This is a genomic window from Microcystis sp., assembly GCF_048564745.1.
GTDB lineage: Bacteria > Cyanobacteriota > Cyanobacteriia > Cyanobacteriales > Microcystaceae > Microcystis > Microcystis ichthyoblabe_A.
In genome coordinates this window covers 21,727-47,042 of sequence record NZ_JBLZRT010000029.1, presented here as the reverse complement: position 1 = coordinate 47,042, position 25,316 = coordinate 21,727, and the positions used below count along the sequence as shown (strand labels likewise).

The following is a 25,316-nucleotide window of genomic DNA, read 5'->3' as shown; positions in this document are numbered from 1 at the left end:
ATCAAGGGGGGCAGGGGGGATCGGCACACCCTTATTAAGGGGGGATATATCTTCAATTTAATTATAACTTTAAGGGAATGAGTTAATTACCCATCCCCATCAATCCCCTAGGAAGGGTTAGTAATTCTCTTCATTTGCTCTTGAATTTCAGGGTTATAAATCTGGAGATAATTCCAATAATTACCAAACACCGATTCTATATAACCCTTAGTTTCCCTAAAGGGAATATTCTCAACAAATTCATCGGGATCGCTAAAATCAAAACGCTGTTTCCATTTAGAAACTGCCCCAGGTCCAGCATTATAACTAGCCACGGCAAAAAGTGAATTTCCGGCGAATTTGCCGTGGGTATAATCGAGATACCATGTCCCCATCATAATGTTATCTTCGGGATTAGTTAAAGAATAACTTTTATTGCCAGTATTACCCGCGATATATTTACCCGTATCGGGCATAATTTGCATTAATCCCACTGCCCCCACAGGAGAACGAATTTCTTTTTCAAAGCGGGATTCTTGCCGGATTAAAGCCGTCACTAGCAAGGGATTTAATTGTCTATCTTTTGACCATTCCAGGATAGTATTGTAGTAGGGAAAGGGGAATAAAGCGTGCCAGTATTTATCATTTTGTCGCAGGGCTTTCCATGCTTCCCTTTCCTCCGGGGTATCTCTTTCTCGCAAGCGCCAAATCAGGTTAATTCCTTCTAAATTTTGATTGCGAGAGAGTTTATAGACACCGAGGTTAAATTGTTCATCAACGCTTAAATTCCAAGGATCGACAATTTCTGCTTGAAAGAGATTCCAAGCGTCCGTATCTTCACCAATTCGATATAATTCCTTGAAAGCTTCCGAACCAGCGGGGGGATCGTTACGAGTGGCGGGTTTGACGGTGGTAGGATTATAGGAGCGGACAGTGGTAAAATCCCCCACGTCCCAACCTAATAAGACCGCCGAGCGCCAAGCATAATAGGAATGGGGATGACGAGAAATAGTGTAGGTAAAAGCTTGTTTTGCTTCTTGGTTTTTGCCGAGTTTTTGCGCCCATTTTCCCACCCAAAAGGCCGCTTTCGGGGCAATTTGACTATCGGGATTATTAACCGCAATTGGCTGCGCCCACTGCCACGCCTTGGCGTAATCACCGGATTTAGCAGCTCTTTGGGCCATTAACCAGCGATAATCGGCGGCTTCGTCGGATTTTGGGTATTTATTTAATAGAGTCTGCCATGTTTGACTAGCGGCCTGAGCATTAGTTGATTCCAGTAATTTGGCTTTCGCTTCCAAAGCTTCCGGAGCGCGATCGGGAAATTGCTTGACAATGCGATCGAGATATGCTATGGCATCGCGGTTAGGAGAAATTTGAGCGAGTCGCAGTAATCCCAAACCGGTTTCTGGGGCCTGGGGATAGGTTTTAATTAATTTTTGGTAAGCGGTGCGAGCTTCTGGCAGTTTTTTGGCAATTTGTAGCCCGCGGGCGTAACGATAGGCTTGTTCGGGGCTAGGAGTGGCTTTAGCGTAGGCTTTATAGGCTTTTTCGTACAATCCCGACTGCCAATAACCCGCCCCAATCATTGCCCAATCCGCCGGAGTTAACTGCTCGGCGTAGTCTTTCACCAAACGATCGCGGGCTTGATTGAGGGTAGGATCAAAAGGATTAGCCTTGGCTAACTGCAACCATAAGGGAAATTGATCGGGATTTTCTTGAAGACGTTGGCGAATTAAAGCCAAAGTACGCGGGTGTCGGGGGTATTCCTTGAGCAATTTTTCATGATAACTGGGGTCGTATTTGCCCAAAGAGTAGTAAGCTTCCGCCACTACGGGCGATTGGGGATAGGTTTCCAGTAATTTTTGCCAAATTTCTCGCGCTCTTTCACTATCATTGCTTAATTCGTGGGCGCGTCCCTGTTTGAGGAGAATCTGGGGAGCGAGGACAGGATATTGTTTTTCTAAGCCTTCTAATTGTTTTAAAGCCGGACCCCCTTCATATTTTCTCAATAAATCCATAGCCAAGAGATAGCGGGCGCGACTACGATCTAAAGAGGGCGCGTTGGCATCAGCAACATCTTTTAACTTGACATCTCGCTCGGTTTGTGGTAGGGAAGCGCTATCAACTACGGCAGAGGGTTGGTTAGGATCTTGGCTAGGAACCGAAGCACTATTGCGATCGAGCCAAGCGAGAATTTTCGGGTGAAAGAGAAAGAGACTGGTGAGAGTAAAAAGGGCAACCCCAGAACCTAGTCCAAGAATGAGCGGGGTGTGAGGGGGGAATTTCTTAAACATTACCTTAATTCAAGACAGCAACTCAACATACATTATCAGTGATCGTGGTGACAGGTTGTTTGTTTCAATCAGGTTGGGGGGTTGTTCAGTTATCAGTAAGCAGTAATCAGTAATCAGTGAACTGAAAACTCCCATCTGATAACTGGTAACTGATCACTGATCCCTGAGATATGGTACGCTAAACAGGATTTAAGTATTATTAATGATTACTATGAAACAGCGCGGCGTGACGGTTTGGTTAACAGGATTGAGCGGTGCGGGGAAAAGCACGATTACCGAGGCATTACAGGCAAAATTAATCGCTGAAGGTTATTCCATTGAAGTTCTCGATGGCGATGTAGTACGGACGAACCTCACCAAAGGTTTAGGATTTAGTAAAGAGGATCGCGATGAAAATATCCGTCGCATTGGTTTTGTGTCTAATTTGCTCACCCGTCACGGTGTGATTGTCCTAGTTTCGGCTATTTCTCCCTATCGTGAGATTCGCGACGAAGTACGGGGGAAAATCGGCAGTTTTGTCGAAGTTTTCGTGAATGCGCCCTTAAGCGTCTGTGAGGATCGCGATGTGAAAGGATTATATAAAAGAGCGCGTGCTGGCGAAATCAAGTCTTTTACGGGAATTGATGATCCCTATGAACCACCTTTTAACCCGGAAGTGGAATGCCGCACCGATTTAGAGACTTTAGAGGAAAGTGTCGCCAAAGTCTGGAACAAATTGACGGAATTAGGCTACATTCATCAAGCGGTGGCGGTTTAATCCCAGAATAACTTTGTATTATTGGAAAACATCGTAGGGACGTGGACTACAAACGTCTCTACCCCCCGATTAACCCCTTAAGCAAATTTGTTAGTTAATCTCCTTTTCTTCAGTACCTAAGCCAAGTTAATTATACCTCTCCCTAACCAAACAGTAATCAGTGATCAGTAAACAGTAAACAGTAAACAGTGAAAAGACAGTAGGAAACTTCTATTTAATACTGCTCACTTAAAACTAAAATCTGATAACTGATAACTGATAGCTGTCTCCTATCTCAACTAGCAAATTAATTTTGCAGGAATACTTAATATTTAAAGGTGCTAAATTATTTTGAAATCTCGCTCTAGTTATTGGAACCTCATTCCCTATCTCCGTCCCCAAACCCAAACAATTATTTTGGCGTTTATCTGTACGATCGGATTTACGGTATTTTGGCCGATTTTAGCTTGGTTAGCTGGACAAATGGCCAGATATATCGGTGAGGGAAATGTGCAAGCATTGGCGACACTTTCGGGGGTGGGGGCAGTGGTTTTTTTACTGCGGGGAATGTCTCAGTATGGACAAGATTCCCTGATGGCAAAAGCTTCTTTAAAAATTGCCCTGGAATTAAGAAAAAAAGTTTATGCACACCTGCAAACCCTCGGTTTAAATTACTTTGAAACAGCAAAAACCGGTGATTTATCCTATCGTTTAACGGAAGATATCGATCGCATTGGGGAAGTAATTAACAAATTTTTCCATGATTTTATTCCCTCAGCCTTACAGTTAATTGTCGTCTTTGCCTATATGTTTATTGTTAACTGGCAATTGACGATCGCTGTCATTATTATCGCTCCTTTGTTGGGAGTTTTGGTGGGATTTTTTGGTGAAAAATTATTACAATATGCTCGTCGCGCCCAAGCGAAAATATCTAATCTTTCTTCGTTATTAACCGAAGTTTTTGGCGGTATTCGTGTGGTGCAAGCTTTCGCTGCTGAAGATTATCAAACCGAGCTTTTTGCCCAAGAAGCGGAGGAAAATCGCCGCGCTCAATACCTATCAGAATCCACCAAAGCTTTACAATACGTCGTGGTGGGATTCTTACAAGCTCTCGGTGTCATCTTTTTATTCTTTCTCGCTGGTTGGCAAATTTCCCAAAAGAATTTAACTGGAATTGACTTTGTTAGTTATGTGGCAGCGGTGGCAATGTTAATCGATCCCATCGCCCATATTACCAGTAATTATAATCAATTTAAACAGGGGCAAGCCTCCATGGATCGGATTTTTGAATTGTTAGCTATTCTGCCAACAATTACCGAAAAACCGAATGCGATCGAGTTGCCACCCCACAGCAAAGAAGTTGAATATTGTCAAGTAAATTTTTCTTACAATGAGGACAGACAGGTTTTAAAAAATATTAGTTTTACTGCACACGCTGGCGAAATGATTGCTTTAGTGGGAGCATCGGGAGCGGGAAAAACCACTTTAGTTAATCTTTTATTGCGTTTTTATGACCCCACTTCTGGCAAGATTTTAATCGATGGGGTGGATATTCGTGATGTGACTTTAAAAAGTCTCCGGCGACAAATTGGCGTAGTTTTGCAGGAGAATATTCTCTTTTCTGGCACTATAGCCCAAAATATCGCTTTTGGCCAGGTAGATTTTAATCTACAAGAGGTGGAAAAAGCGGCAAAAATTGCCAACGCTCATCAATTTATCGGTGAACTTTCCCAGGGTTACTATACCTATGTGGGAGAAAGGGGTGTTAATTTATCGGGTGGACAAAGACAAAGAATCGCCATCGCGCGAGCGGTTTTATCTAATCCGAGAATTTTAATTTTAGATGAAGCGACTTCAGCGCTCGATTCGGAATCGGAAGCTTTAGTGCAGGAAGCTTTAGAAAGAATTATGACGGAGCGCACAGTATTTGTTATTGCTCACCGATTAGCAACTGTCAGAAAAGCTAACCGTATTTTAGTTTTAGAAAAGGGTGAAATTATCGAGGTGGGTAATCACGAGGAGTTATTAAATCTTAATGGTCGTTACGCTCAATTTCATGCTAGACAATTTCAAGATTAGTCTATTTGGCGTTAAGAGTTGGGCATTATTTCTGATTTTATCACTCAAGCCAAGTTTTTGGGGGGTAGAACCCCCCAAACCCCGGAGCGCATTAGTTTTTCGGTGAGATGCTTACACGCGGTTGTTCATATATTTGTACTAATTTAAGAGTCACCGATATAGCAGTTATCTTAATGGTGAGGTAGGAAGTTTTCGTTTTGGAAAGTCAGTTGCGGAATTAGGTGGCTCTCTTATCTTTGTGTGATAACTTATATAGTAGTGATCGATCTTTGTGTCCTTTGTGTCTCTGTGGTTCGTTCCACTCACTCGCCGGCAACACTGTATCTTAGAATACATTTTACCCACCAAACCTAAGAGAGACATTAGGTTAGACTTCATCTTTAGGGAAACGCTGTAAGTATCCAGACAGAATTAATTACACATATTTTTCCGTCCCCTCTACTTAGGGTTTTTTTCGGGGAATTCCTCGCAGGGTTAAAACATCATCGAGGGTGGAACAATAGTTTTTTAAACCAAAATCAGCAGGAGTATAGGTTTTAATGTGGGTGAAGTGGCGATAATTCATGGCAAAGCGGTCCCATGGTTCCATCTGCAAGTTAAAAACTTTGATAAAAAAGTTAGCAATGGTTAAAGATAAAGGAATGCGAAAATAGATTTTTTTGTTTAAATAAGTACAGATTTCCTCCACTGCTTGGTTAGCTGTTGTGCGTTGATTGCCTAGGACAATTTTGCTTTCTGGTGCGGGATTTTCGATTAAATAATTCACCACTTGAGCTATATCTTTGGCATGGATAAAATGAAAACTGCCATCAGCTTGAAACCAACGCACTAAACCGATATATTTCAACACATCTGGTAAACCACCATAGATATGAGAATAGGGTTTATTTTCGTCACCACCTAAGACAAAAGTGGGGTATAAAGTGATAATTTTATCGGCGATTTCTAGGTCAGTAAATTTACTATAACAAATATATTTAGTGCGGATGTAATTAGTTCCTATCTCCCCAGCTTCCGGTAAAGGTTGATTATTTTGATTGAGAATGCTTGCAGTAGAAAAGTAGAGGACTTTCTCGCAGATTTGAGCATCTAAATAACTAATTAATTCTAGGGTTTTTACCACATTAATCTGATAACTTTCCTCCTCTCCTCCCCAACTGGTAGCAATTAAAACCGCTATATTCATTGTTTTTAAAAGCTCCGCATATACCCCAATATTTTCCATATCGCCTAAAAGTATATGAACATTTGATCGCCCTTGGTAAGCAAATTTTAACTTCTCTGGATTACGCAATAAAAAATATAATTCATAGTCGGGATTTTCCAGTAAAATTTCGGCGATATAATGCCCAATACAGCCACTCACACCCGTTAGAAATATTTTTTTCATTATTTTAATTGATCCAGCAGAATTTAGGGGACAGTGTGAAAATAAAAAGTGAGTCACGGGTTCGGATTTTGGAGAGCTGCATCTAAACTTTGCAGAAATATCAAAAATGAGTAATGGTCAGTGACTCTTAAATTATTACAAATATATCAGCAGCTGCGTGTAAGCATCCCACAAAAAAACTAATGCGCGGGGGGTTCGGGGGAGGTGCTTCGTCCCCCGACGGGGGGTTTGGGGGGTAGAACCCCCCAAGAGTCTGGATTGGAAACAAACAACCTAGAAAGCACAGTTTTTTAACAGAAGTTATCAGAGAATCCCAACTTAGTAGATTTTAAATTATGGGATGCACTCTTAGGTGTTGGGTGTTACAGACGATTTCCTTACCTCCTAACCCCTATTCCCTAAACCTTGATCACGACATCCTAGGCGTGAACTGCTAATAATTGATCCGCTTGTTTAGCGGTTTCAAAGAAGAAACGCACGTTATCTTCAGGAGTTCCCACCAAAACACCATGACCTAAATTGAGAATATGACCTTGATTACCCGCTTTACGAATAGTATCAAGAATCCGCTCGCGAATAAAGGACTGGGAACCGAATAAAACCCCCGGATCGATATTACCTTGAACCATCATCGATTTACCTAAACGCTGTCTCGCTTCCGCCATATCGACGGTCCAATCGACGCTAATAATATCAACCCCCGATTTACCCATTCTTTCCAAAACGCCGGCGCTGCCACTAATGTAGAGAATTAACGGTGTATCGGGATGGGTTTCTTTCACCAAACGAACTACTTTTTGTTGATAGGGTAAGGCAAAAACATCGTAATCTTGGGGAGTTAATTGACCCGCCCAAGAGTCGAACATTTGTACCACTTGCGCCCCACAATCAATTTGATAACGGACATAAGTGGCGATCATATCCGCTAATTTATCTAAAAATTGGTGCAGTACCGAGGGTTCCGAAAAAGCCATCCCTTTAATCACAGAATAACTTTTAGAACCTTTCCCTTCCACTGCGTATGCTGCTAAAGTCCAAGGCGCTCCGACAAAACCGAGGACAGTGGATTTGTTTCCCACCTCTTGACGCAGGGTTTTTAAAATCGTTTTGATAAAAGGTAAAGACTGATCGGGATCGAGGGGATTAAGTTGGTCCACCTGCGCTTGAGTACGAATGGGAGAATCGATAATCGGCCCCTTACTTTCGATAATATCAAAGGGAATACCAATTCCCGCTAGGGGAGTGAGGATATCGGAGAACATGATCACCCCATCCGGTTGAAAAGCGCGCCAGGGTTGCAGGGAGATTTCGATCGCTAAATCGGCATTTTCCGATCTTTCCCGAAAACTGGGGTATTTATCCCGCAATTCTCGATAAATCTGCATATAACGTCCTGCTTGTCTCATCATCCACACGGGAGGACGGGGTAAGATTTCTCCTTTGGCAGCGCGTAATAAATAAGGTATTTCAGGGGAGTCAGTCATATCAGGATGATTATTCTATTGCCTTTTCTACGGTATCATCCCCCGTACAGCTAATTTTTCTAGTTTTTCCTTAAGAATTGTTAACGAAAATTATCCCCCCACCCTGGGGTGAATTCGACGCAATCGCAAGGCATTCGTCACCACGGAAAGGGAACTTAAAGCCATGGCAGCGCCGGCAATAATCGGATTGAGCAGAAAAGGATAGAGGACTCCGGCAGCGATGGGAATGGCAATCAGGTTATAAATAAAAGCAAAAAAGAGATTTTCTTTGATATTTCGCATTGTTGCCCGACTTAACTCAATAGCGGTCACAATTCCCTGTAAATCTCCCGAAATTAAGGTTATATCGCTGGCGGCGATCGCTACATCGGTCCCTGTGCCAATGGCAATACCTAAGTCCGCTTGCGCCAATGCGATCGCATCATTGATGCCATCTCCAACCATGGCGACTATTTTCCCTTTTTTCTGCAAATATTCGATTTTTTCGGCTTTTTGTTCGGGACGGAGTGCGGCAAAAAAGCGCCGAATACCCAACTCGCTGGCGATCGCCTCTGCGGTTTCGAGGTTGTCCCCCGTCATCATCATCACCTCTAAGCCCATTTTTTTGAGCTTGGCGACCACTGAGGAAGAAAAAGGTTTTAAAACGTCGGAAATGGCGATAACCCCCTCTAAACCCCCGTTAACCGCTATCCAAGCCACGGTTTTTTTCTGCCATTCCCAATCGTGGGCGACTTTTTTAAGAACTTTTGTTTCAACTCCTTGACGTTCTAACCATTGTTGTGTACCGATTTGCACGAAATCCGACCCGACTTTTCCCTGCACTCCTGCCCCAGTTATTGAGTCAAATTCGGTTACTTCTAAGGTTTTAATCTGGTTTAAACGCCCATATCTAACTATTGCTTCTCCTAGCGGGTGTTCAGAATGATTCTCCACCGATACGACTAACTGCAGCAGCGATAATTCCCGTCCATCCCCCACCCCCTCGCGAGTCAAGAAGTCCGTCACCGTTGGTTTACCCTGGGTGAGAGTTCCCGTTTTATCTAGAACAATAGTAGTAATACCCTGGGCTAATTCTAAACTTTCGGCGTTTTTAATTAAAATTCCCTGTTTTGCTCCCTGTCCTGTTCCCACCATAATCGAGGTGGGTGTAGCTAATCCTAGCGCGCAGGGACAAGCGATAATTAGGACTTCCACCATTGTAATCAAAGCGAGGGTGAGATTACCCGTGCGGAGAATCCAAAATAGGAAAGTTATTACCGCAATAATCATCACCACCGGCACAAAATAAGCGGTCACTCGATCGACTAATCTTTGTATAGGTGCTTTTGATGCTTGCGCGGTTTGCACTAATCGGACAATCTGAGCTAAAACCGTATCTTTTCCCACCCGTAACGCTTGCATTTGTAGGCTACCGGTTTTATTAATTGTCGCCCCGATTACCTGTTGATTGATAGTTTTTCGCACGGGTAAACTTTCCCCCGTCACCATCGATTCATCAATGCTAGAACTGCCCTGGATAATTATGCCATCGACGGGAATTTTTTCTCCCGGACGCACTAAAATTATATCTCCTACCTTCACCTCTTCTATTGGTATATCTAGCGTCTGTTCTTCCCTAATTACCCTAGCAGTTTTTGCCTGTAATCCCATTAATTGTTTAATAGCGGCGGCCGTTTCTTTTCTGGCACGTTTTTCGAGGAAACGACCGAGTAAAATCAGGGTAATGACGATAGCTGATGCTTCGTAATAGACATGGGAATCAAACCCCTGTTTTTCGATAAAATCGCTTCCGAAGGTTAAAAACAGGGAATAAAAATAGGCGGCACTGGTTCCCAAAACTACTAAAGTGTCCATGGTGGCGGTGCGATTTTTAAAGGCTTTCCAAGCATTTTTATAAAAACTTTGACCACACCAAAATTGGACGGGAGTAGCGAGAATTAATTGGAATAAGGGAGCGTGTAACCAGTGGGGAATAAAAGATAGAGATAAACCCGTCATCATCGGCAAAGAACCGATAAAAAGTATAATACTAATAACAATAGCGATCGATAGTTTAGTGAGAAGTTCTTTTTCTGGCCTGGATTCGAGATTAATTTCCGTTATCGGTGTAGCTTGGAAACCGGCATCCCTAACTTTTGCTTGAATAGTGTTAAGATCGGTACGCTTGGGATCATAGTCCACATCCACCTGTTCCATGCCAAAATTAACTTGACATCGAATCACTCCGGGGATAGATTTAATTATCCGTTCGATCGAATCAGCACAACCAGCGCAACTCATCCCGGCGAGTTTGAGAGTTTGATGGGTCATAATTTTAATAGCAGCGGAAGTCAGCAAGAAAATCCCCTGCAGCAGAGTTATATCTTTAGGATAAAATATTCCCCTAGCTGCAGGGTCAAGAATCCTTTGTTAATTTTTCTGAATAGATATGAAGAAATGTCAAAAAGAGTGCTTATATTTTCCTAACACACCCTTAATTTTTGTGGACAAATTTCAATTAACCCCACTCTGTTGCGTATCTTGACCCTGCAAAGCATCGGCAGCAGAAACACCATCACCCTGAAAACCAAAATACCATAAAGTAGCGGCAGCTTCAGCGCGAGTTACTGGTCTTTTTGGCTGAAATAGGGTAGTAAAACCAAAAACTCGCCGAATATTGGCTTGTTCAGCATTTTGAAAATCGGCATAAAGAGCGCGCACCAGCTGCGGGTTAATTTTATTAGTATCCTGAAAACCCCAAGTATTTTTAATCGTATCAAGATTGGCGCTCGGTAAAGCTTTTCTGATATCTAATGGCACTTTCCAAGCGATTAAATCTTCCCGGGTTAAAGGAGCATTGGGACGGAATAAAAGGGAGCTACTATCTCCCGTTAAAGGAGAGGGAATTAACCCTGCTTCCGCTAATCCTTGAATATAAATATAATCGGGATCGTTATTTTTAACATCACTAAAAGCTGGGGAACTATTGGGAGTAGCTAAACGGATTTGTTTACCCGCTACATTGGCATAAATGGCATTATTAGCCTGTAACAACCAGCGAGCAAATTCTCGGCGCGTTATTGTATCATTAGGGTTAAACTGATTGTTATTACCTGTTAATACTCCTAATCTAGCTAAGTCTTGAATGTGGCTTTTTAAGGGATTAGGTAAGGATTCGAGATCGTTAAAACTGGTGGGATTAAGATTGGGTAAGGGGGAAGAAGTAGGGGAGGGACTAGGGGAAGCAATCGGGGTTCCCGTTGGACGATAATCGAGGCTATATTCCGTATTGGGAGAAGTGGCAGTTATGGTGATAGTTAATTCTAAATTATCTCGACGGGCCGTTAGGGTACTATTGACTCCTTCCCCAGAAAAGGGAGTGATAATTTCCCAATTATTATTAACTAATTCCTGTTGATAAAAAGCCTCAATCGCATTGCTGGGATCGTTGGATTGCCAACGGGTTTGTCCACCAGTATTATCAGGATTTGTCTGCACGGATAATAATTCTGATTGACTATATCGAGGAATTTCTGCGGGAAAATTTGCGGGTAATTGCTGGTTATTAGGAGAGTTTTCTGGTATGGGATTTGTTTGTAGATTAGGATCGGCAGCCAGACGATTTTCTAGGGCAGGATTGCCACTACAGGCTGCTAAAATACCCAGCAGGGTGATCATTGTACTGTAGCGAATAAACTTACTCACGGTCTTTACCAATATTGTTTCCTTAGCTTTATCCTAGCCTATTTATCCGGGGTTTTGACTAGGGAAAATTCGGTGCCACCATTGACGTAATTTCCCCAGCAGAAATCCTCCTAACCCTTTTGTGTATTTTTCAAATTTGTAATAAAATAAAATGTCGATTATATCCTGAGTGGAAAGATACTTGAGATAGGATACTCCTTGATCTATACGCACATCACTATATTCTAAATAAACTTTGCGACTGAGGCGATCGGATAAATTCCATTTTGGTTGAAAATATTCTTGCATCCTCTGTTGATAAGGGGCAAAACTACTCGATTTTCCCTGTAAATATTCTTCCATGTATTGACAAGCAATTTCGGCTCCTTTCATAGCATAGCGAATACCTTCCCCTCCTAAAAAGTTAACCGTAGAAACAGCATCACCAATCGCTATAATATTCGGTTCTTGATAATAAATATCTTGCAGATTGAGCGAATATTCTAAAATAGACCCATGAATGTCGATTATATCATATTTAGAGAGATTTATGTAGGTTTGAATAATTTGTGTAATATAACTTTTTAAAGGCTTAACTTCATCAATATAAGGATGTTCTCCCTCTAACCAAGCCGCTCCTATTTTTAATTGCTGGTTATCCATAGGAAAAATCCAGCCATAACCTTTAGGACTCCATTTATGACCTAGAAAAAACACTAAATTATCTTGATATTTTTGATAATATACTTCTGGCACAGTAATTAAATATTCAATGCCCACTGCTTTTAAAAAATCAGGTTTTTCTCGTTTATGTTTATACATAACTGCTCTAGCGTATCCCGTGGCATCAACCAATAAACGAGTAGTAACTGTCTCGATTTCCTCGCCTTTTGATTTCAAGAAAACAGTTAGCTTATCCTCCATCTGTTGATATTTCAGATAACGACAACCTAAACGAACTTCTCCCCCCAAACGCAGCACTTCTGCGGCTAAAAACTCTCGCAATTTGGCAAAATCAAAAACTACCCCTAAAGGTTGCGGTGATGACCAAAAATGATGTATGCTGGTGGAGATGATTTCGATATTTTTCCAAAACCTAGCCACCACGGTTTCGGGGAGATTGAATTGTTCTAAAATTTCTAGAGGAGAAGCGGCACTAGAAAAATTATTATCTTGCCAACTAGAATGTTGTTCCACCAAAAGAACACGATAACCTTTTTCACTTAATAATCTACCACAGTGACCTCCCGCCGGTCCACCCCCAATAATTACGACATCATAATCCATGATTTACGCCCTCGCCTAATCTTGCTAACTTGCTTCTATTTTACCCTAAATGCCCTCTGTTAAACCCCAAACTGGTTAAGCTGTTGTGCATCTAAATTTGATACTCTTTTTAAACTGTTCCCCATTCTCTCATCAAAAGGCGGACTAGCTTATGACATTTTTCTTATTATTAGTTACTTCCCTATCGCTGATAATTTGGTTATATTTAATCTTAGCCAGGGGACAATTTTGGCTATCTAACCAAAAAATTAATTCTGTCACTTCTCCCTTAACAAATTATCCAAAAGTCTCGGCAATTATCCCCGCACGAAACGAAGCCGACGTTTTACCTATCAGTTTAACCTCCCTCTTTAAACAAGATTATCAAGGCGAATTTTCCATTATTTTAATTGACGATCAAAGCAGTGATGGTACGGGAAAAGTTGCCCAAGAAATTGCCCAGCAATCTCATAAATCTGGACAAATAACTATTATTTATGGACAACCTTTAGAGATAGGATGGACGGGTAAATTATGGGCAATGAAACAGGGAATAAAAGAGGCTACCGAGAAATTCGCTCCCGATTATTTTCTCTTCACCGATGCCGATATTGCCCACGCAGCAGATAATTTAACCCAATTAGTCACTAAAGCAGTACAGGAAAAACAAGCTTTAGTTTCCCTGATGGTGTTGCTACGCTGTGACAGTTTTTGGGAAAAATTTCTTATTCCTGCCTTTGTTTTTTTCTTCGAGAAACTCTATCCTTTTCCCCTAGTTAATAATCCTAATTCCCCGATAGCAGCCGCCGCTGGGGGTTGCATTTTAATTCGCCGAGATATCCTAGAAAAGATTGGCGGTATTGAGATTCTTAAACAAGCTTTAATTGATGATTGTTCTTTGGCAATTGCAGTTAAAAAATATCTGCAAAATCACCCCGAAAATAGCGAGAAATCCATCTGGTTAGGATTAACAAAAAGCACCTATAGTCTCCGTCCCTATCCCGATTTAGCCAGCATTTGGAATATGGTAGCCCGCACCGCCTTTACACAACTAAATTACTCAACACTTTGGTTAATCGGGACAATTTTCGGGATGTTTTTAACCTATTTAGCCGCCCCCTTGGGCTTAATCTGGGGATTGGTCTTAAAAGAAACATCAATTATCATAATTAGCGCCGTAACCTTATTACTAATCGCCCTCTCCTATAGCCCAACTTTAAGACTATATAAATTATCCCCCCTGCGGGCTTTAACTTTACCCCTAATTGCCCTCTTTTATAGTTTAATGACCGTCGATTCTGCCCTGCGTTATTGGCGCGGCCAAGGGGGAAGTTGGAAAGGGCGAGTTTATCCTAATTAGGGATTGCTGAATAATGGTAAAACCCTTTTAAAATAGGGCTATAGATAAGAACTCTTGCAAATTAATTATACCGCACAGAAAACGGGTTTCTCCGAGAAACCCGTTTTCTGCTCATGCAATAGGTGTGGTGCGTTACTTGCAACAAGGAAATAATTCCTAATTTTAAGGAAGTCCCAGACAGTAGAACGCCCCCCAGTAACGATAATCCTGAAAAGGCACTGCATCGGAAGCAAATTCGTCAAGCCACTTGATCAATTCGCCGATTTTCTGATAATTGGCTTGAGCAGTATTGACGTTGGGATCCTTAGTTTGGCGCATTTGTTGCCAAGTCTGATAAGCCTGCTGATAATCGACTGTCAAACAGTCCCGCCAGTCTTTTTGGCAAGTCTCCCGCAACGCTTGACGAGCCTGATGTAGAGCCGTTAAACGTTCCTCTCCCGCCCGCCTGGCGCGATGGTACTCCCGGGAAAACAGCGCCGTAGCTAGATCAGTCACCGCCCAATGACTACTAATCACAGCACGAGCGCCCCCCAGCAGAAAGCCTGTACCCAAGCTGAGGGGTTCGTCCAGTAATTCCGGTCGCAGCTTTCCCTCTTCATCTCGGAAACCGGCAAAACTGAGACCGGTTTCACAACAGGAGAGAAACACTTCCGACAATTCGGGAAAACGCCACAGGGGACTAAGTAAATCCCGGAGGGTGACTTTTTGCCCCCCGTCTAGGACGAGGTGGGAGTTGAGGGGATCATCGGCGCGGCTGGTGGCGTGGTGGCTGGAGAGCAAAGCCTGTACTTGTTTCAGCAATTGCAGATAAGAGTCGGGGGTGACTGTGCGCCCCTGTAGCCGCCGTTGGCGAGGCACGTTCCAGGTTTGGGCGACCCACTCACACTCTAGGGGAGTATAGGGCAAATCCTCTGTGGTGTTTTCCACAATCCCCAGGGTGTCGGGAGTCGGTTGCGATCGCTCTTGGCACAGTCCGAGAATTTTCGTACTGGGGACAAACTGAAGGCGAAAGCGATCGCCCAGTAGTTGACCTTCGGCGGTGGGTAGAAGGTCGAAGGGAATTTGGTGCAGGAACAGGTGGGGAATCAGAATTAACTCAGTGATGCCCTGGAGGTGCTGTTGGATGAGGGTATCGAATTGCAGGCGGGTTGCCAGTTCTTGCAGACGAGTGGCCATTGCTTGGTGCCACTCATGCCGACGCTGCTGGCGGGATTGGGGGGTCTCTGCTTGATTAATCTCAATGTAGGGGATAACCCAGTTGACGACCAGCCAGTTTTGCAAGTCGTTGGCGGACTCCGGGGGATTGGGAATAGTGTGGCAGTTGACCCATTCCCCGCCATCCTGGGCGGGGCGACGCAGGACAAAGATGTGGGTATGGGTGGCGGTGGTATAGAAGCTGAGGAGGGCAGTCTGGGGGGATGGAAGCAGCGCCGTTAGTTCATCGAGTCGGGGTTGGGGTTGGGGTTGCTGAAGTTGGGCGGTGATGGCATCAAAGCGGTAGAGAGCGTCCCAGGCTTGACGTTCAGCGGCTTCGGCGGCCTGGAGTTGTTCCGTGGCAAAGCTGGCGCGGGTGTTACCGATGGGGTAGGGTTGGGGTTTCTGGGTGAATCCGGGCTGGTCGAGGGGGTCTTGACGGAGTTGGGATTGGATCTGACGGCTTTCCTTAACCTGCTGATACCAGGCTTGGATCTCTGGGGGAACGCGCCCATCGGCGTAGAGGTCGCCCACAGCGATCAGGTCGGCGAGGCGTTTGGAGCGGGAACGTTCGACGGTTCGCAGCGCCAGGGAGAGGTCGCCTTGGTTAACGGCGGCTTGGATTAGGTTTTCATAAACGCCGATGGACTCGCGGACAATCTCTTGGCGAAGGACTTCACTGGTTGCCCAGGCGCGGCTTTGTTCAACGGCTTCCACGGCGACGGTGTAGCCTTCGATGGCGATGTCCCACCAACCCTGCTGGAAACCGAGATAGCCTAAGTTGCGCCCAGTTTTTAAACAATCTGCTGCGGAAACCTCTGGAGTAACAATTACTAGAGCTTCTCGATAATTGGCGATCGCCCGTTCTAGGTTGGCTACCGGCTCTTGACCTAGTTCGGCTTGGATGTGGTAGGCATTGCCCAGATTATTGAGGGTTTCGGCTAAATCCCTTTCTAATCCGGGTTGGCGGCGGATGGTGGTGGCTTCGGTATAGGCGGCGATCGCCCGTTCTAGGTTGGCTACCGGCTCTTGACCCAGTGCGGCCTGGGTGAGGTAGGCAATGCCCAGATTATTGAGGGTTCCGGCTAAATCCCTTTCTAATCCCGGTTGGCGGTAGATGGTGGTGGCTTCGGTATAGGCGGCGATTGCCCGTGCTAGGTTGGCTACCGGCTCTTGACCCAGTTCGGCTTGGGTGACGTAGGCATTGCCCAGATTAGTGAGGGTAACGGCTAAACCCCTTTCTAATCCCGGTTGGCGGTCGATGGTGGTGGCTTCGGTATAGGCGGCGATCGCCCGTTCTAGGTTGGCTACCGGCTCTTTCCCCAGTCGGGCCTGGGTGAGGTAGGCATTGCCCAGATTAGTGAGGGTTTGGGCTAAATCCCTTTCTAATCCGGGTTGGCGGCGGATGGTGGTGGCTTCGGTATAGGCGGCGATCGCCCGTTCTAGGTTGGCTACCGGCTCTTTCCCTAGTAGGGCCTGGGTGAGGTAGGCATTGCCCAGATTAGTGAGGGTTGTGGCTAAATCCCTTTCTAATCCCGGTTGGCGGCTGATGGTGGTGGCTTCGGTATAGGCGGCGATCGCCCGTTCTAGGTTGGCTACCGGCTCTTTCCCTAGTAGGGCCTGGGTGCGGTAGGCATTGCCCAGATTAGTGAGGGTTGTGGCTAAATCCCTTTCTAATCCCGGTTGGCGGCGGATGGTGGTGGCTTCGGTGAAGGCGGCGATTGCCTGTTCTAGGTTGGCTACCGGCTCTTTCCCTAGTTCGGCTTGGGTGACGTAGGCATTGCCCAGATTAGTGAGGGTAACGGCTAAATCCCTTTCTAATCCCGGTTGGCGGAAGATGGTGGCGGCTTCGGTGTAGGCAGCGAGCGCCCGCTCTAGGTTGGCTACCGACTCTTGACCTAGTTCGGCTTGGGTGTCGTAGGCTACGCCCAGATTAGTGAGGGTTTGGGCTAAATCCCTTTCTAATCCGGGTTGGCGTTCAGTTGCAGCACAAAATTCGTATCCATAGACGGCAATGGCTAGGTTAATGAGTGGATTACCTTTAGGAAATTCATGAAAAGCATAAGTAAGACAATAGAGTATTGCCGCTAGTCTGTGAGTTTCCTCTCGACTGGCTTGTTCCTTGGTTTGATTTCCCCAAGCACGGAGGAGGTTAAGTAAGTTTTCATCTAAGAGATGGAGGTTATTGTCGAGCAGGGGATAAATTGCTTGGGGGTTTCCGCGACTTTCTGCGATAGTTTGCAGTAGGGTTTGTAAAAAACTGCCGTAGGGGTCTTGGTTATCTCTGGGCGGTTCTAAAAATTGCTCTAACTGTTGCGCCATATTCAGCAACCATCTCCCGTTATTGCTGTCTCCTTGCTGTTCTAAGAAGCCTGCATACTGCTTCATCACAGCGACTAAGCCTGCATCAACTAATTCCGCGTTAGCCTCTAATAGCGCTGGTTCCTGACCATTTTCGCACTGGAGGAGCGCTTGGATTAGGGCTAAGTAAGCTTCTATTCTTGCTTCGTTCATGATTGTTTTTAGTAGTAGTGGTTCTAATTAAATTGAAGATAGATTTTGGGTTCGATCCCCCCTTAGTCCCCCCTTGATAAGGGGGGTGTGGATCCCCCCATAGTCCCCCCTTGATAAGGGGGGCATCTGATAATTTTTAACGCCTACCTACTTATAATGAAGTTAAATTAATGATAGATGTGGTGCGTTACGACGGATTGTTAGATGATTGAGTAGGGGCGAAGCATTCGGACAATAACCTATTACTGAAACCCTAGATTTCCTATCCGAATGCTTCGCCCGTACCCCGAATTTTTCTCTAGCAAACTCAATTGGGGATGGGGGGTGAGTGCGATCATGGATTTTAAGCTATAATCAAAGATGTTGATTTATCCCATGAAGTAACAATGTTATCGATTAATCTAGATCGAGAAACCGAGAACTATCTAGCAGACATCATTTCCGAAGAGAATATTAGCTCAGAAGAACTTCTGAAAAAACTCATTTACGAACATTGGCAAAGCTTAAAACCGCGTAAAACTTTATCACAACGCCGGGGAGGTCATCCTCAGCATCTTTTAGAAAATGCTCCACCTGATTTGTCATTGCGAGAAAACCGCAAAAAAGTAGTAGCATAATATATACAAAACCATCATCAGCAAGATCATTTATGACAAATTATCCCCCAAAAATTATTACAGAATCAATCAACCAATTCTCTAACTTCAAAGCAGGCACACGCTCAAATTCACGAGTATTTGCGGTAACAAGAGTCAAATCAAGCGCTAGAGAATGAGCAGCAATCAGTAAATCATTTGGACCGATTGGGGTTCCTGCTTGCTCCAAATGTTTACGAATTAGGGCATAGTGCTTATCTACAGTTGATTCTAATGGCAAAACTGTCAAGAACTCCAGGATGCGTTCTAGTTGCTGCACCAGACGGGAGGAACCACTTTTAACCACGCCAAATCTTAATTCACACGCCACAATGATGCTCGTACAAACGCTTTCTTCGCCGACATCCACAATATGCTGGAAAACCTGACCTTGGGGATACCTGATCAAATGTGATAGGATGTTAGTATCAAGCAGATATTGATAGGTCATTGGGTGGTACTAAAATGTAATGTCATCAAGGGGAAGCAACCCTTCATCTATATCAGGAAAATTGTCTGTAATGTCTGGCAAAGTAGTCAGCAAAGAAATTAGAGAACCGGAAGAAATCGGCTCAATGATTAAGCGATGACCTTCTTTGCGTAACAAAACCTCTGTGCTTGATAGGGCAAGTTCAGGAGGAATCGTTAAGACTTGCTCTTGTCCACTTGTTAGTAAAGAAACCTGACGTAAGTTTTGCATCTGTTGACCTCTTTGTTAATGATCACCTTACTATAATAGACGCTTCTAAGACAGAATATTCAGTATCTAAAACTTCTACTCCAAAGGTTTCAATATGAAAACGGAGTGCTGATTTCGCATCTTCTAGCACTTCTTGATATGATTCGCCTTCGCCAATGACAACACCTTCAATACCTAAAGGATAAGCAATATAGCCATCTGGGTGTTTTTCGACAATTATTTTAATGCTTTTCATAATTATTTTTTAAACAAATTTTCCCAATTCATCAAGCCAATCCATCGCCACCTCTAGCCAGTCCACCGCACCCTCTGAAGACGGCTCAGGCGTTGCTCCCCTTACCCCTTCTGGACGCGAGACTAAGGGTTTAAAATTCTCATGATTCTCGCTGGCCTTCTCTGCTAAAAAGTCCCCTAATAGCGTCGGACGCTCATAGTCCTGCCGATAGTCCCAGACCCAGTTTAACACTGTGATTACCTCCGATCGCTGTTCCGCCGACCAGCCTTGTTTATCGATATACTGCGCCATGATTTGCTGACAGTTTTCCCACCGACGGTAAGCCTCCCACAGCGCCGATATAGGTTTCCTCATCGCCAAGGACACCGCGCCGCCTTCTGGGAAATCCTGGCGCAGATCCGAACTCAACAGAACCCCAGTTAACCAAGCTCCTCCTTCCCCTAACTCGACTAAAATATAGGCCAATGTTGCTGGATTTAGGTCAATTTCGACCCTAATTTGGCTTAAATCTAACAGTTCTTCACCAGAGTCTTGGGGAATCAATACAGCTTCTAGTTTACCTAGCTTGGGTAGCACCACTTGAGCATTATCAGCCGCCGCAGTATCTACCTCTATCCCATGCTCTTCTAGATAATCTGTCAGCACCGCCGCCGCTAAGGTGTTCTGACGAATCAATTCCCCAAAGCTGGGATAGGGAACCCAAACAGAGTCGGCTAAATCTGTTTTAGGGTCTAAACCCGCAAGTTTAGCTAACTCAACCAGATCATCTGTATCTGCATTAGCAAGACGCAGGTACAGTTCTTCAACTTCTCGAATAAAATCTGCATCACTCATAACGTAATACCTGACGACTTAGATAGGGTTGGGTTTTATGCTTTAAAAATAACTTAGCTAAGGCTAACTCAAATATGTTTAATTTTTTGTGTCGATAAATATCATCTCTAAATAAATTTTCTAAACCCGTAATCACAACCTGACGCATTTCATGAGTAAATGTCGCTTCAACGCTCCAGGGAACACCCGCAATTAACATTTTACCCAGGGAATCCGCTAATTCCCCAATCAAAACAGGCTCACCTGTCCTATTCTCGAACACCCACACAGGCTGATTATTTGCTCCCTTGTGACTAATTTGCGCTATTTTAAGCTGAAACTTATCCCCCTGGGACTCTTTTTGACGCTTTTCTCTAACTCCCTTTAAGTTTGCTTTCGATAAATCAGGAGTTATAGAGCCTTCTAGTTGAGACTTGCTTTCCTGTTCTCCTCCTAACTGACGTTCAATCTCCAACTCCCTTGCTAAAATCTTTTTCAACGCTTCATTTCTCAACTCAGAAGGCATTTGGCCATTCTCCAGTTTTAAGCGTAACTCTCCCCCCCGCAAACCAAACTTAACCCGTCCAAAGCGAAAATCAAGCCACTGCTCATTAAAATTAATCCGCACCGATAGGGCAAACGCCTCTGGTTCAGACTTGTTGAAACGGGAAAAAACACCCTTAGACTCAAGCGCAAGGGGTTCTCCCAAAATCTCCAAGTGCAGACATTCAGGACATTTATTATCATGTTCTGTCACCGCGATCGCCCTTGATTGCTTTGCCATCATCCTAGGCCTTTCAAACCCTTAACTGTAATAATTGTACTGTCTGTGGGGTTTGCGGCAAAAAATTTGTTGTTTTGCTAATAAAGTCCCAAAACCATTTTTTAGCAAAGCTTCTACCGATATTCAGCCAGCCCTAATTAGTTAGAGCAAGCCTCAAGAATTCCTAGCAAATTAACTAAGGGGTTATCTTAATGCTTGCTGCTATCAGCTTAATTTTCTTCCTCCGCTTCTGGGGTTGGTTGTGGTAAACGAGCGATAAAATCTTTCATTTTGGGATGATTAAACATTTTCTCCGTATCTTGCAGAAGACGTTGACCCCAGAGATTTTCCCCTAAAAATTCCAGACTGACATAACGACTATCGCTAGTGAGAGCGGCCTGAGCTAATTTGAGGCCCTCCTCGGTTTTACCTTGACTATAAATAGCCACCGCAATAGCTAACTGAGGTTCCGGCTGTTTAGGATCGATTTTCAAAGCGGCCCGCCAATCTTTAAGAGCCGCTTCCTTATCACCCTGTTCGTATTTAACTAAACCAATATTATTAATAGCGGGCCAAAAATCTTTATCTTGATTAACAGCCTTTTCGTAAGCTGCGATCGCTTGGGGATATTGTGCTAACTTGAGATAGGAATTACCGAGATCAAAAAGAGCGGGGGAGATATCGGGTTTCATTTGCAAACCCGCTTCAATCTGGGCAATAGCAGACTTGTAATCCTGATTCTGAAAATAGGCACTACCGAGGGAAAATTTAATATTAGCGTGGGCATCGGCGGGAGCAATGGACAAAGATTGATTTAATGCCTCGATACCGAGTTGCACCTGATCGTCTTGCAGATATAAACTACCGAGAATAAACCAAGTTTGATAGAGATGGGGGGCTAACTGCACCGCTAACTTAGCCCGTCCGAGGGCCGCATCGGTACGGCGAAAACGAGCTAATTGGATGGCATCTTCGGCGATTTCAATTCCCGCTTGTTCCATCTGTTCTAACTCCGGTTCGATGGCGTAGGGGAGTAGCGCTTGGGAAAAAGCCGGCGGGCTGCCAGCGACGAAAAAAATGAGCAAAGAAATGATTAATCTAAGTTTTGGCACAGTTTACCCCCGCGATAGGCCTTTTTTAATCAGTCTATCTCGCTTGGGAGTTGTTGGCTAAAGAAACAACAAAGGCAGCTCTAGAGACGTTAGTATATAACCAATTAACTTTTGGCTGATCGATGGCAATAACCGTGTTGGGAAAATCAAATCGCCCCCTATTTTGGATATTCGGACTCATGGCTAGTGGTTTTCTGGCGGTGGGAGTGGTTTCTTATCGCTTGCTGCAAACACCTCCTCCTGGCCTAGAATTGGCGAAAATGACCGTTCCTGCTCAACGGGAAACCCTCGCTGTGGAAATTAAAGCTAGTGGTAGGGTGGAACCGATCCAAAGTGTTAACATTAGCCCGAAAAACCCCGGCCGATTAGTGCGATTATTGGTGGATCAGGGCATGATTGTTAAAAAGGGACAAACCCTCGCGGTCATGGATAATTTAGAGGTGTATGCCCGAGGAATGCAGTCAGAAGCGCATCTAAGGGAAGCTCTAGCCAATCTGGAACAGGCTAAACGCAGCATTCCCGAAGATATCCGGCAATTACAAGCCCGATTTTATCAGGCCCAGGCCAGTTATAAGCAATTAGAAGCCCGTTTAGCTCAGGCCAAAGAAAGAATTCCCAAAGATTTAGACCAGCTGCAAGCTCAGGTACAAGCGGCCCAATCCCGTTTTCGACTAGCAGAAAATCGGGTTAAACGCAATGAAAATTTAGTCCGGGAAGGGGCGATCGCTCAAGACCAATTTGATGCCGTCCTCAATGAATATCTCAACGCTAAAGCCAATTTAGACGAATCGATCCGCCGTTTGGAACAAGCGGATAAAACCGCTTCCCCAGAAGTGGCCGGAATTGAGCAGGAAATGATAGGAGCGGCAGCAGCGATCGCAGAAGCGAAATTTGCCCTCGAACAACGCCAAAAAACCCAAGAAACCGAGCTGGCTCGACTAGAATCATCTGTAGCGGCCGCCAGGGCCGATTTAGAGCAAATTAAGATTCAATACCGCGATACAGTCATTACTGCTCCCTTTGATGGCATCGTCACCCAAAAATACGCCACTGAGGGTTCTTTTGTCACCCCCACCACTTCGGCCTCTAGCACCGCTTCCGCCACTTCCACCTCGATTATCGCCCTAGCATCGGGATTGGAAGTAATTGCTAAAGTGCCGGAAGTAGATGTCGGTTTATTGCAGCGCGGCCAACCCGTGCGAATTGTCGCCGATGCTTTTCCTGAAGAAGTCTTTGAAGGTCGAGTTATTCTTGTGGCTCCTGAAGCGATTATCGAGGAGAATGTTACTTCTTTTGAAGTGAGAATCGGTTTGGTGACGGGACGGGACAAACTTAAATCGAAAATGAATGTGGATGTAACTTTTGTCGGCCAGCAGTTAGATAATGCCCTCGTCGTGCCGACTGTCGCCATTGTCACCCGGGAAGGCAAGTCAGGGGTTTTAGTTCCCGATGCCGAAAATAAACCCAGTTTTAAACCCGTTTCGATTGGTTTGGTCTTGGACGATAAAACCCAAATTTTATCAGGTTTGGAAGCCGGAGAAAAGGTCTTTATCGATCTCCCCGAAGGAGCCGAAGATACCTCGAAAAATAAAATCAGTAATCAGTAACCAGTAACCAGTAACCAGTAACCAGTGAAAGATACTATAGCGTTTTTCAGTCTGCTGAGGTACAAAAGTTATGGTTTTTAGGCAAAAGGAAAGAAAAATATGTGTACCTCACTAGCTTAGGAAACGCTATAAATTTATCGAAAATTGAAAACTTAAACCTAATAACTTAAAACTTAAAACTTAAACCTGATAACTGATAACTGATAACTGATAACTGATAACTGATAACTGATATGTTTATCACCGAAAGTTTAAAAATGGCCGTCTCCACCCTAGCGGCCAATAAAGTGCGTAGCGGCCTGACTATGTTAGGAATTATCATCGGTAACGCTTCAGTAGTGGCCATGATCGGTATTGGCCAAGGGGCGCAAACCTTAGCCAATGACCAGTTTGCTAACTTGGGACCCAATACCATTTTTGTGGTGCCGGGGTCGCGACAAGCACGCAATACCACCGTTAATTTACCGAAAACCCTAGTTTTAGCCGATGCTAAAGCGATTGCCGAACAGGTTCCCACGGTCGCTGAAGTCGCCCCGGAAATAAACGCTCGTTTCCTGATTTCCTATCGTAATCGCAACATGACGGCTCTAGTCACGGGAAGCACCCCAGAATACGCTTCTGTTCGCAATTTTACCCTAGAAAAAGGTCGTTTTATCAATAATATCGATCTAGCCCGCAACAAACGGGTAACGGTAATCGGCCGTGAAGTGGCAGCGCAACTTTTCCCCACCCAAAATCCCCTCGGTCAACAGCTGCGGATCAAAAATCTCAGTTTTGAGGTGATCGGGATTTTAGAGGCGAAAGGCTCCTTTTTTGGCAATAATCAGGATGAAATGCTGATTATTCCCCTCAGCACCATGAACTCGCAACTGGTGGGCAAAACCTCCCCCTACGGTGTCGAGTTGAGTTGGATTAGTCTCAACGCGCGATCGGGGGAGGAAATCCGCGCTGCTAAGTTCCAAATCCAGAATCTCCTGCGTTTACGCCATAAAATCGTCGCTGAGGATGATTTTCGCGTCGAAACTGCTAAACAGATGATCGAAATCTTCGGCGCGATTACCCAGGGTCTAACCCTACTTTTGGCTCTAATCGCCGGTATTTCCCTAATTGTCGGGGGTATCGGGGTGATGAATATTATGCTGGTTTCGGTTTCGGAAAGAACCGGGGAAATCGGACTAAGAAAAGCGATCGGAGCCAGAGAACAGGATATTCTCTTACAATTTCTGATTGAATCAACTCTCGTTTCCATCGCCGGCGGTGCGTTTGGTATTCTCTTCGGTGCAGGAGCGATCGTTCTCGTCTCCAGTTTCTCTCCCCTGGCTGCCACTGTTTCCGCCAGCGCCGTCGCCCTGTCTTTGAGTGTTTCCACGGGTATTGGTCTCTTTTTCGGCGTTTTTCCCGCCTATCGTGCCTCTAAATTGGAACCGATTGTCGCCCTCAGAAGTGTATAATTTTTTAAGTTTTTTCGGGGACGTTTTTGGCAAGGATT

The 25,316-nt window shown here is 44.5% G+C and carries 20 protein-coding genes; 6 read left to right on the top strand and 14 right to left on the bottom strand.

The features are described 5' to 3' along the window. Positions 1–107 precede the first annotated feature (107 nt). The gene (locus ACOCD9_RS04560) at positions 108–2,276 is read right to left on the bottom strand and encodes a transglycosylase SLT domain-containing protein (protein ID WP_287701464.1); all 2,169 of its coding nucleotides are present in this window, start codon (positions 2,274–2,276) and stop codon (positions 108–110) included. Positions 2,277–2,487: 211 nt separating this feature from the next. On the opposite strand from ACOCD9_RS04560, the gene cysC reads away from it, so the two are divergent. Both cysC and ACOCD9_RS04550 read left to right on the top strand, forming a co-directional pair. Continuing rightward, positions 2,488–3,033 (top strand): adenylyl-sulfate kinase, encoded by a 546-nt coding sequence (gene cysC, locus ACOCD9_RS04555; RefSeq protein ID WP_287701462.1) that lies wholly within the window; start codon positions 2,488–2,490, stop codon positions 3,031–3,033. Between the two features lie 330 nt (positions 3,034–3,363). Beyond that, positions 3,364–5,091: an ABC transporter ATP-binding protein gene (locus tag ACOCD9_RS04550; RefSeq protein ID WP_419546546.1), complete on the top strand. Its 1,728-nt coding sequence runs from the start codon at positions 3,364–3,366 to the stop codon at positions 5,089–5,091. Positions 5,092–5,533: 442 nt separating this feature from the next. Here ACOCD9_RS04550 and ACOCD9_RS04545 read toward each other — a convergent pair whose 3' ends face one another. The 5 genes from ACOCD9_RS04545 to ACOCD9_RS04525 all read right to left on the bottom strand — a co-directional run bounded on the left by ACOCD9_RS04545 (position 5,534) and on the right by ACOCD9_RS04525 (position 12,915). Further along, the gene (locus ACOCD9_RS04545; RefSeq protein ID WP_419546545.1) at positions 5,534–6,481 is read right to left on the bottom strand and encodes an NAD-dependent epimerase/dehydratase family protein; all 948 of its coding nucleotides are present in this window, start codon (positions 6,479–6,481) and stop codon (positions 5,534–5,536) included. A gap of 419 nt (positions 6,482–6,900) precedes the next feature. Continuing rightward, a complete protein-coding gene (gene hemE / locus ACOCD9_RS04540; RefSeq protein WP_149973305.1) occupies positions 6,901–7,965 on the bottom strand; it encodes a uroporphyrinogen decarboxylase in 1,065 nt (354 codons plus the stop codon). Between the two features lie 90 nt (positions 7,966–8,055). After that, entirely contained in the window at positions 8,056–10,275 is a 2,220-nt protein-coding gene (locus tag ACOCD9_RS04535) for a heavy metal translocating P-type ATPase (protein WP_419546565.1), read from the bottom strand. A 183-nt stretch (positions 10,276–10,458) separates the two neighbouring features. Continuing rightward, a complete protein-coding gene (locus tag ACOCD9_RS04530; protein WP_419546543.1) occupies positions 10,459–11,661 on the bottom strand; it encodes an S-layer homology domain-containing protein in 1,203 nt (400 codons plus the stop codon). 30 nt (positions 11,662–11,691) lie between these two features. Continuing rightward, positions 11,692–12,915, bottom strand: a complete 1,224-nt coding sequence (locus ACOCD9_RS04525) for an NAD(P)/FAD-dependent oxidoreductase (RefSeq protein ID WP_287701452.1) — start codon at positions 12,913–12,915, stop codon at positions 11,692–11,694. Between the two features lie 151 nt (positions 12,916–13,066). On the opposite strand from ACOCD9_RS04525, the gene ACOCD9_RS04520 reads away from it, so the two are divergent. Further along, complete coding sequence (locus ACOCD9_RS04520) at positions 13,067–14,254, top strand: glycosyltransferase (RefSeq protein ID WP_419546541.1); 1,188 nt, start codon at positions 13,067–13,069, stop codon at positions 14,252–14,254. Positions 14,255–14,416: 162 nt separating this feature from the next. Here ACOCD9_RS04520 and ACOCD9_RS04515 read toward each other — a convergent pair whose 3' ends face one another. Then, positions 14,417–17,962 (bottom strand): CHAT domain-containing tetratricopeptide repeat protein, encoded by a 3,546-nt coding sequence (locus ACOCD9_RS04515; RefSeq protein WP_419546540.1) that lies wholly within the window; start codon positions 17,960–17,962, stop codon positions 14,417–14,419. Positions 17,963–18,348: 386 nt separating this feature from the next. On the opposite strand from ACOCD9_RS04515, the gene ACOCD9_RS04510 reads away from it, so the two are divergent. Beyond that, positions 18,349–18,579, top strand: coding sequence for a hypothetical protein (locus ACOCD9_RS04510; protein WP_419546538.1), 231 nt, complete (start codon positions 18,349–18,351; stop codon positions 18,577–18,579). A gap of 40 nt (positions 18,580–18,619) precedes the next feature. Here the strand turns inward: ACOCD9_RS04510 and ACOCD9_RS04505 are convergent, their stop codons facing one another. The 7 genes from ACOCD9_RS04505 to ACOCD9_RS04475 form a co-directional block, all read right to left on the bottom strand. Then, positions 18,620–19,048, bottom strand: coding sequence for a type II toxin-antitoxin system VapC family toxin (locus tag ACOCD9_RS04505; RefSeq protein WP_002788601.1), 429 nt, complete (start codon positions 19,046–19,048; stop codon positions 18,620–18,622). A gap of 9 nt (positions 19,049–19,057) precedes the next feature. Beyond that, the gene (locus ACOCD9_RS04500) at positions 19,058–19,297 is read right to left on the bottom strand and encodes an antitoxin (protein ID WP_002793069.1); all 240 of its coding nucleotides are present in this window, start codon (positions 19,295–19,297) and stop codon (positions 19,058–19,060) included. 22 nt (positions 19,298–19,319) lie between these two features. Then, positions 19,320–19,532, bottom strand: coding sequence for a type II toxin-antitoxin system HicB family antitoxin (locus ACOCD9_RS04495; RefSeq protein ID WP_002753241.1), 213 nt, complete (start codon positions 19,530–19,532; stop codon positions 19,320–19,322). 9 nt (positions 19,533–19,541) lie between these two features. Further along, the gene (locus ACOCD9_RS04490; RefSeq protein ID WP_419546536.1) at positions 19,542–20,366 is read right to left on the bottom strand and encodes a hypothetical protein; all 825 of its coding nucleotides are present in this window, start codon (positions 20,364–20,366) and stop codon (positions 19,542–19,544) included. Then, the gene (locus tag ACOCD9_RS04485) at positions 20,359–21,129 is read right to left on the bottom strand and encodes a hypothetical protein (RefSeq protein WP_419546535.1); all 771 of its coding nucleotides are present in this window, start codon (positions 21,127–21,129) and stop codon (positions 20,359–20,361) included. Before ACOCD9_RS04485 ends, ACOCD9_RS04490 begins: the two co-directional genes overlap by 8 nt. Positions 21,130–21,338: 209 nt before the next feature. Next, positions 21,339–22,220: a tetratricopeptide repeat protein gene (locus tag ACOCD9_RS04480; protein ID WP_419546534.1), complete on the bottom strand. Its 882-nt coding sequence runs from the start codon at positions 22,218–22,220 to the stop codon at positions 21,339–21,341. 34 nt (positions 22,221–22,254) lie between these two features. Continuing rightward, the gene (locus tag ACOCD9_RS04475) at positions 22,255–22,401 is read right to left on the bottom strand and encodes a hypothetical protein (protein WP_172456657.1); all 147 of its coding nucleotides are present in this window, start codon (positions 22,399–22,401) and stop codon (positions 22,255–22,257) included. On the opposite strand from ACOCD9_RS04475, the gene ACOCD9_RS04470 reads away from it, so the two are divergent. Then, complete coding sequence (locus tag ACOCD9_RS04470; protein WP_419546533.1) at positions 22,343–23,827, top strand: efflux RND transporter periplasmic adaptor subunit; 1,485 nt, start codon at positions 22,343–22,345, stop codon at positions 23,825–23,827. The two genes, ACOCD9_RS04475 and ACOCD9_RS04470, sit on opposite strands and share 59 nt — an antisense overlap. Before the next feature lie 233 nt (positions 23,828–24,060). After that, positions 24,061–25,278, top strand: a complete 1,218-nt coding sequence (locus ACOCD9_RS04465; RefSeq protein WP_419546532.1) for an ABC transporter permease — start codon at positions 24,061–24,063, stop codon at positions 25,276–25,278. Positions 25,279–25,316: the final 38 nt, after the last annotated feature.

Bases quoted from the DNA above. Each gene is read 5' to 3' on its own strand.
- ACOCD9_RS04515 (WP_419546540.1), bottom strand. From the start codon at position 17,962: ATGAACGAAGCAAGAATAGAAGCTTACTTAGCCCTAATCCAAGCGCTC.
- ACOCD9_RS04520 (WP_419546541.1), top strand. From the start codon at position 13,067: ATGACATTTTTCTTATTATTAGTTACTTCCCTATCGCTGATAATTTGG.
- ACOCD9_RS04525 (WP_287701452.1), bottom strand. From the start codon at position 12,915: ATGGATTATGATGTCGTAATTATTGGGGGTGGACCGGCGGGAGGTCAC.
- ACOCD9_RS04510 (WP_419546538.1), top strand. From the start codon at position 18,349: ATGTTATCGATTAATCTAGATCGAGAAACCGAGAACTATCTAGCAGAC.
- ACOCD9_RS04545 (WP_419546545.1), bottom strand. From the start codon at position 6,481: ATGAAAAAAATATTTCTAACGGGTGTGAGTGGCTGTATTGGGCATTAT.
- ACOCD9_RS04490 (WP_419546536.1), bottom strand. From the start codon at position 20,366: ATGAGTGATGCAGATTTTATTCGAGAAGTTGAAGAACTGTACCTGCGT.
- ACOCD9_RS04485 (WP_419546535.1), bottom strand. From the start codon at position 21,129: ATGGCAAAGCAATCAAGGGCGATCGCGGTGACAGAACATGATAATAAA.
- ACOCD9_RS04535 (WP_419546565.1), bottom strand. From the start codon at position 10,275: ATGACCCATCAAACTCTCAAACTCGCCGGGATGAGTTGCGCTGGTTGT.
- ACOCD9_RS04495 (WP_002753241.1), bottom strand. From the start codon at position 19,532: ATGAAAAGCATTAAAATAATTGTCGAAAAACACCCAGATGGCTATATT.
- ACOCD9_RS04500 (WP_002793069.1), bottom strand. From the start codon at position 19,297: ATGCAAAACTTACGTCAGGTTTCTTTACTAACAAGTGGACAAGAGCAA.
- ACOCD9_RS04465 (WP_419546532.1), top strand. From the start codon at position 24,061: ATGTTTATCACCGAAAGTTTAAAAATGGCCGTCTCCACCCTAGCGGCC.
- ACOCD9_RS04470 (WP_419546533.1), top strand. From the start codon at position 22,343: ATGGCAATAACCGTGTTGGGAAAATCAAATCGCCCCCTATTTTGGATA.
- hemE (WP_149973305.1), bottom strand. From the start codon at position 7,965: ATGACTGACTCCCCTGAAATACCTTATTTATTACGCGCTGCCAAAGGA.
- ACOCD9_RS04560 (WP_287701464.1), bottom strand. From the start codon at position 2,276: ATGTTTAAGAAATTCCCCCCTCACACCCCGCTCATTCTTGGACTAGGT.
- ACOCD9_RS04505 (WP_002788601.1), bottom strand. From the start codon at position 19,048: ATGACCTATCAATATCTGCTTGATACTAACATCCTATCACATTTGATC.
- cysC (WP_287701462.1), top strand. From the start codon at position 2,488: ATGAAACAGCGCGGCGTGACGGTTTGGTTAACAGGATTGAGCGGTGCG.
- ACOCD9_RS04475 (WP_172456657.1), bottom strand. From the start codon at position 22,401: ATGAGTCCGAATATCCAAAATAGGGGGCGATTTGATTTTCCCAACACG.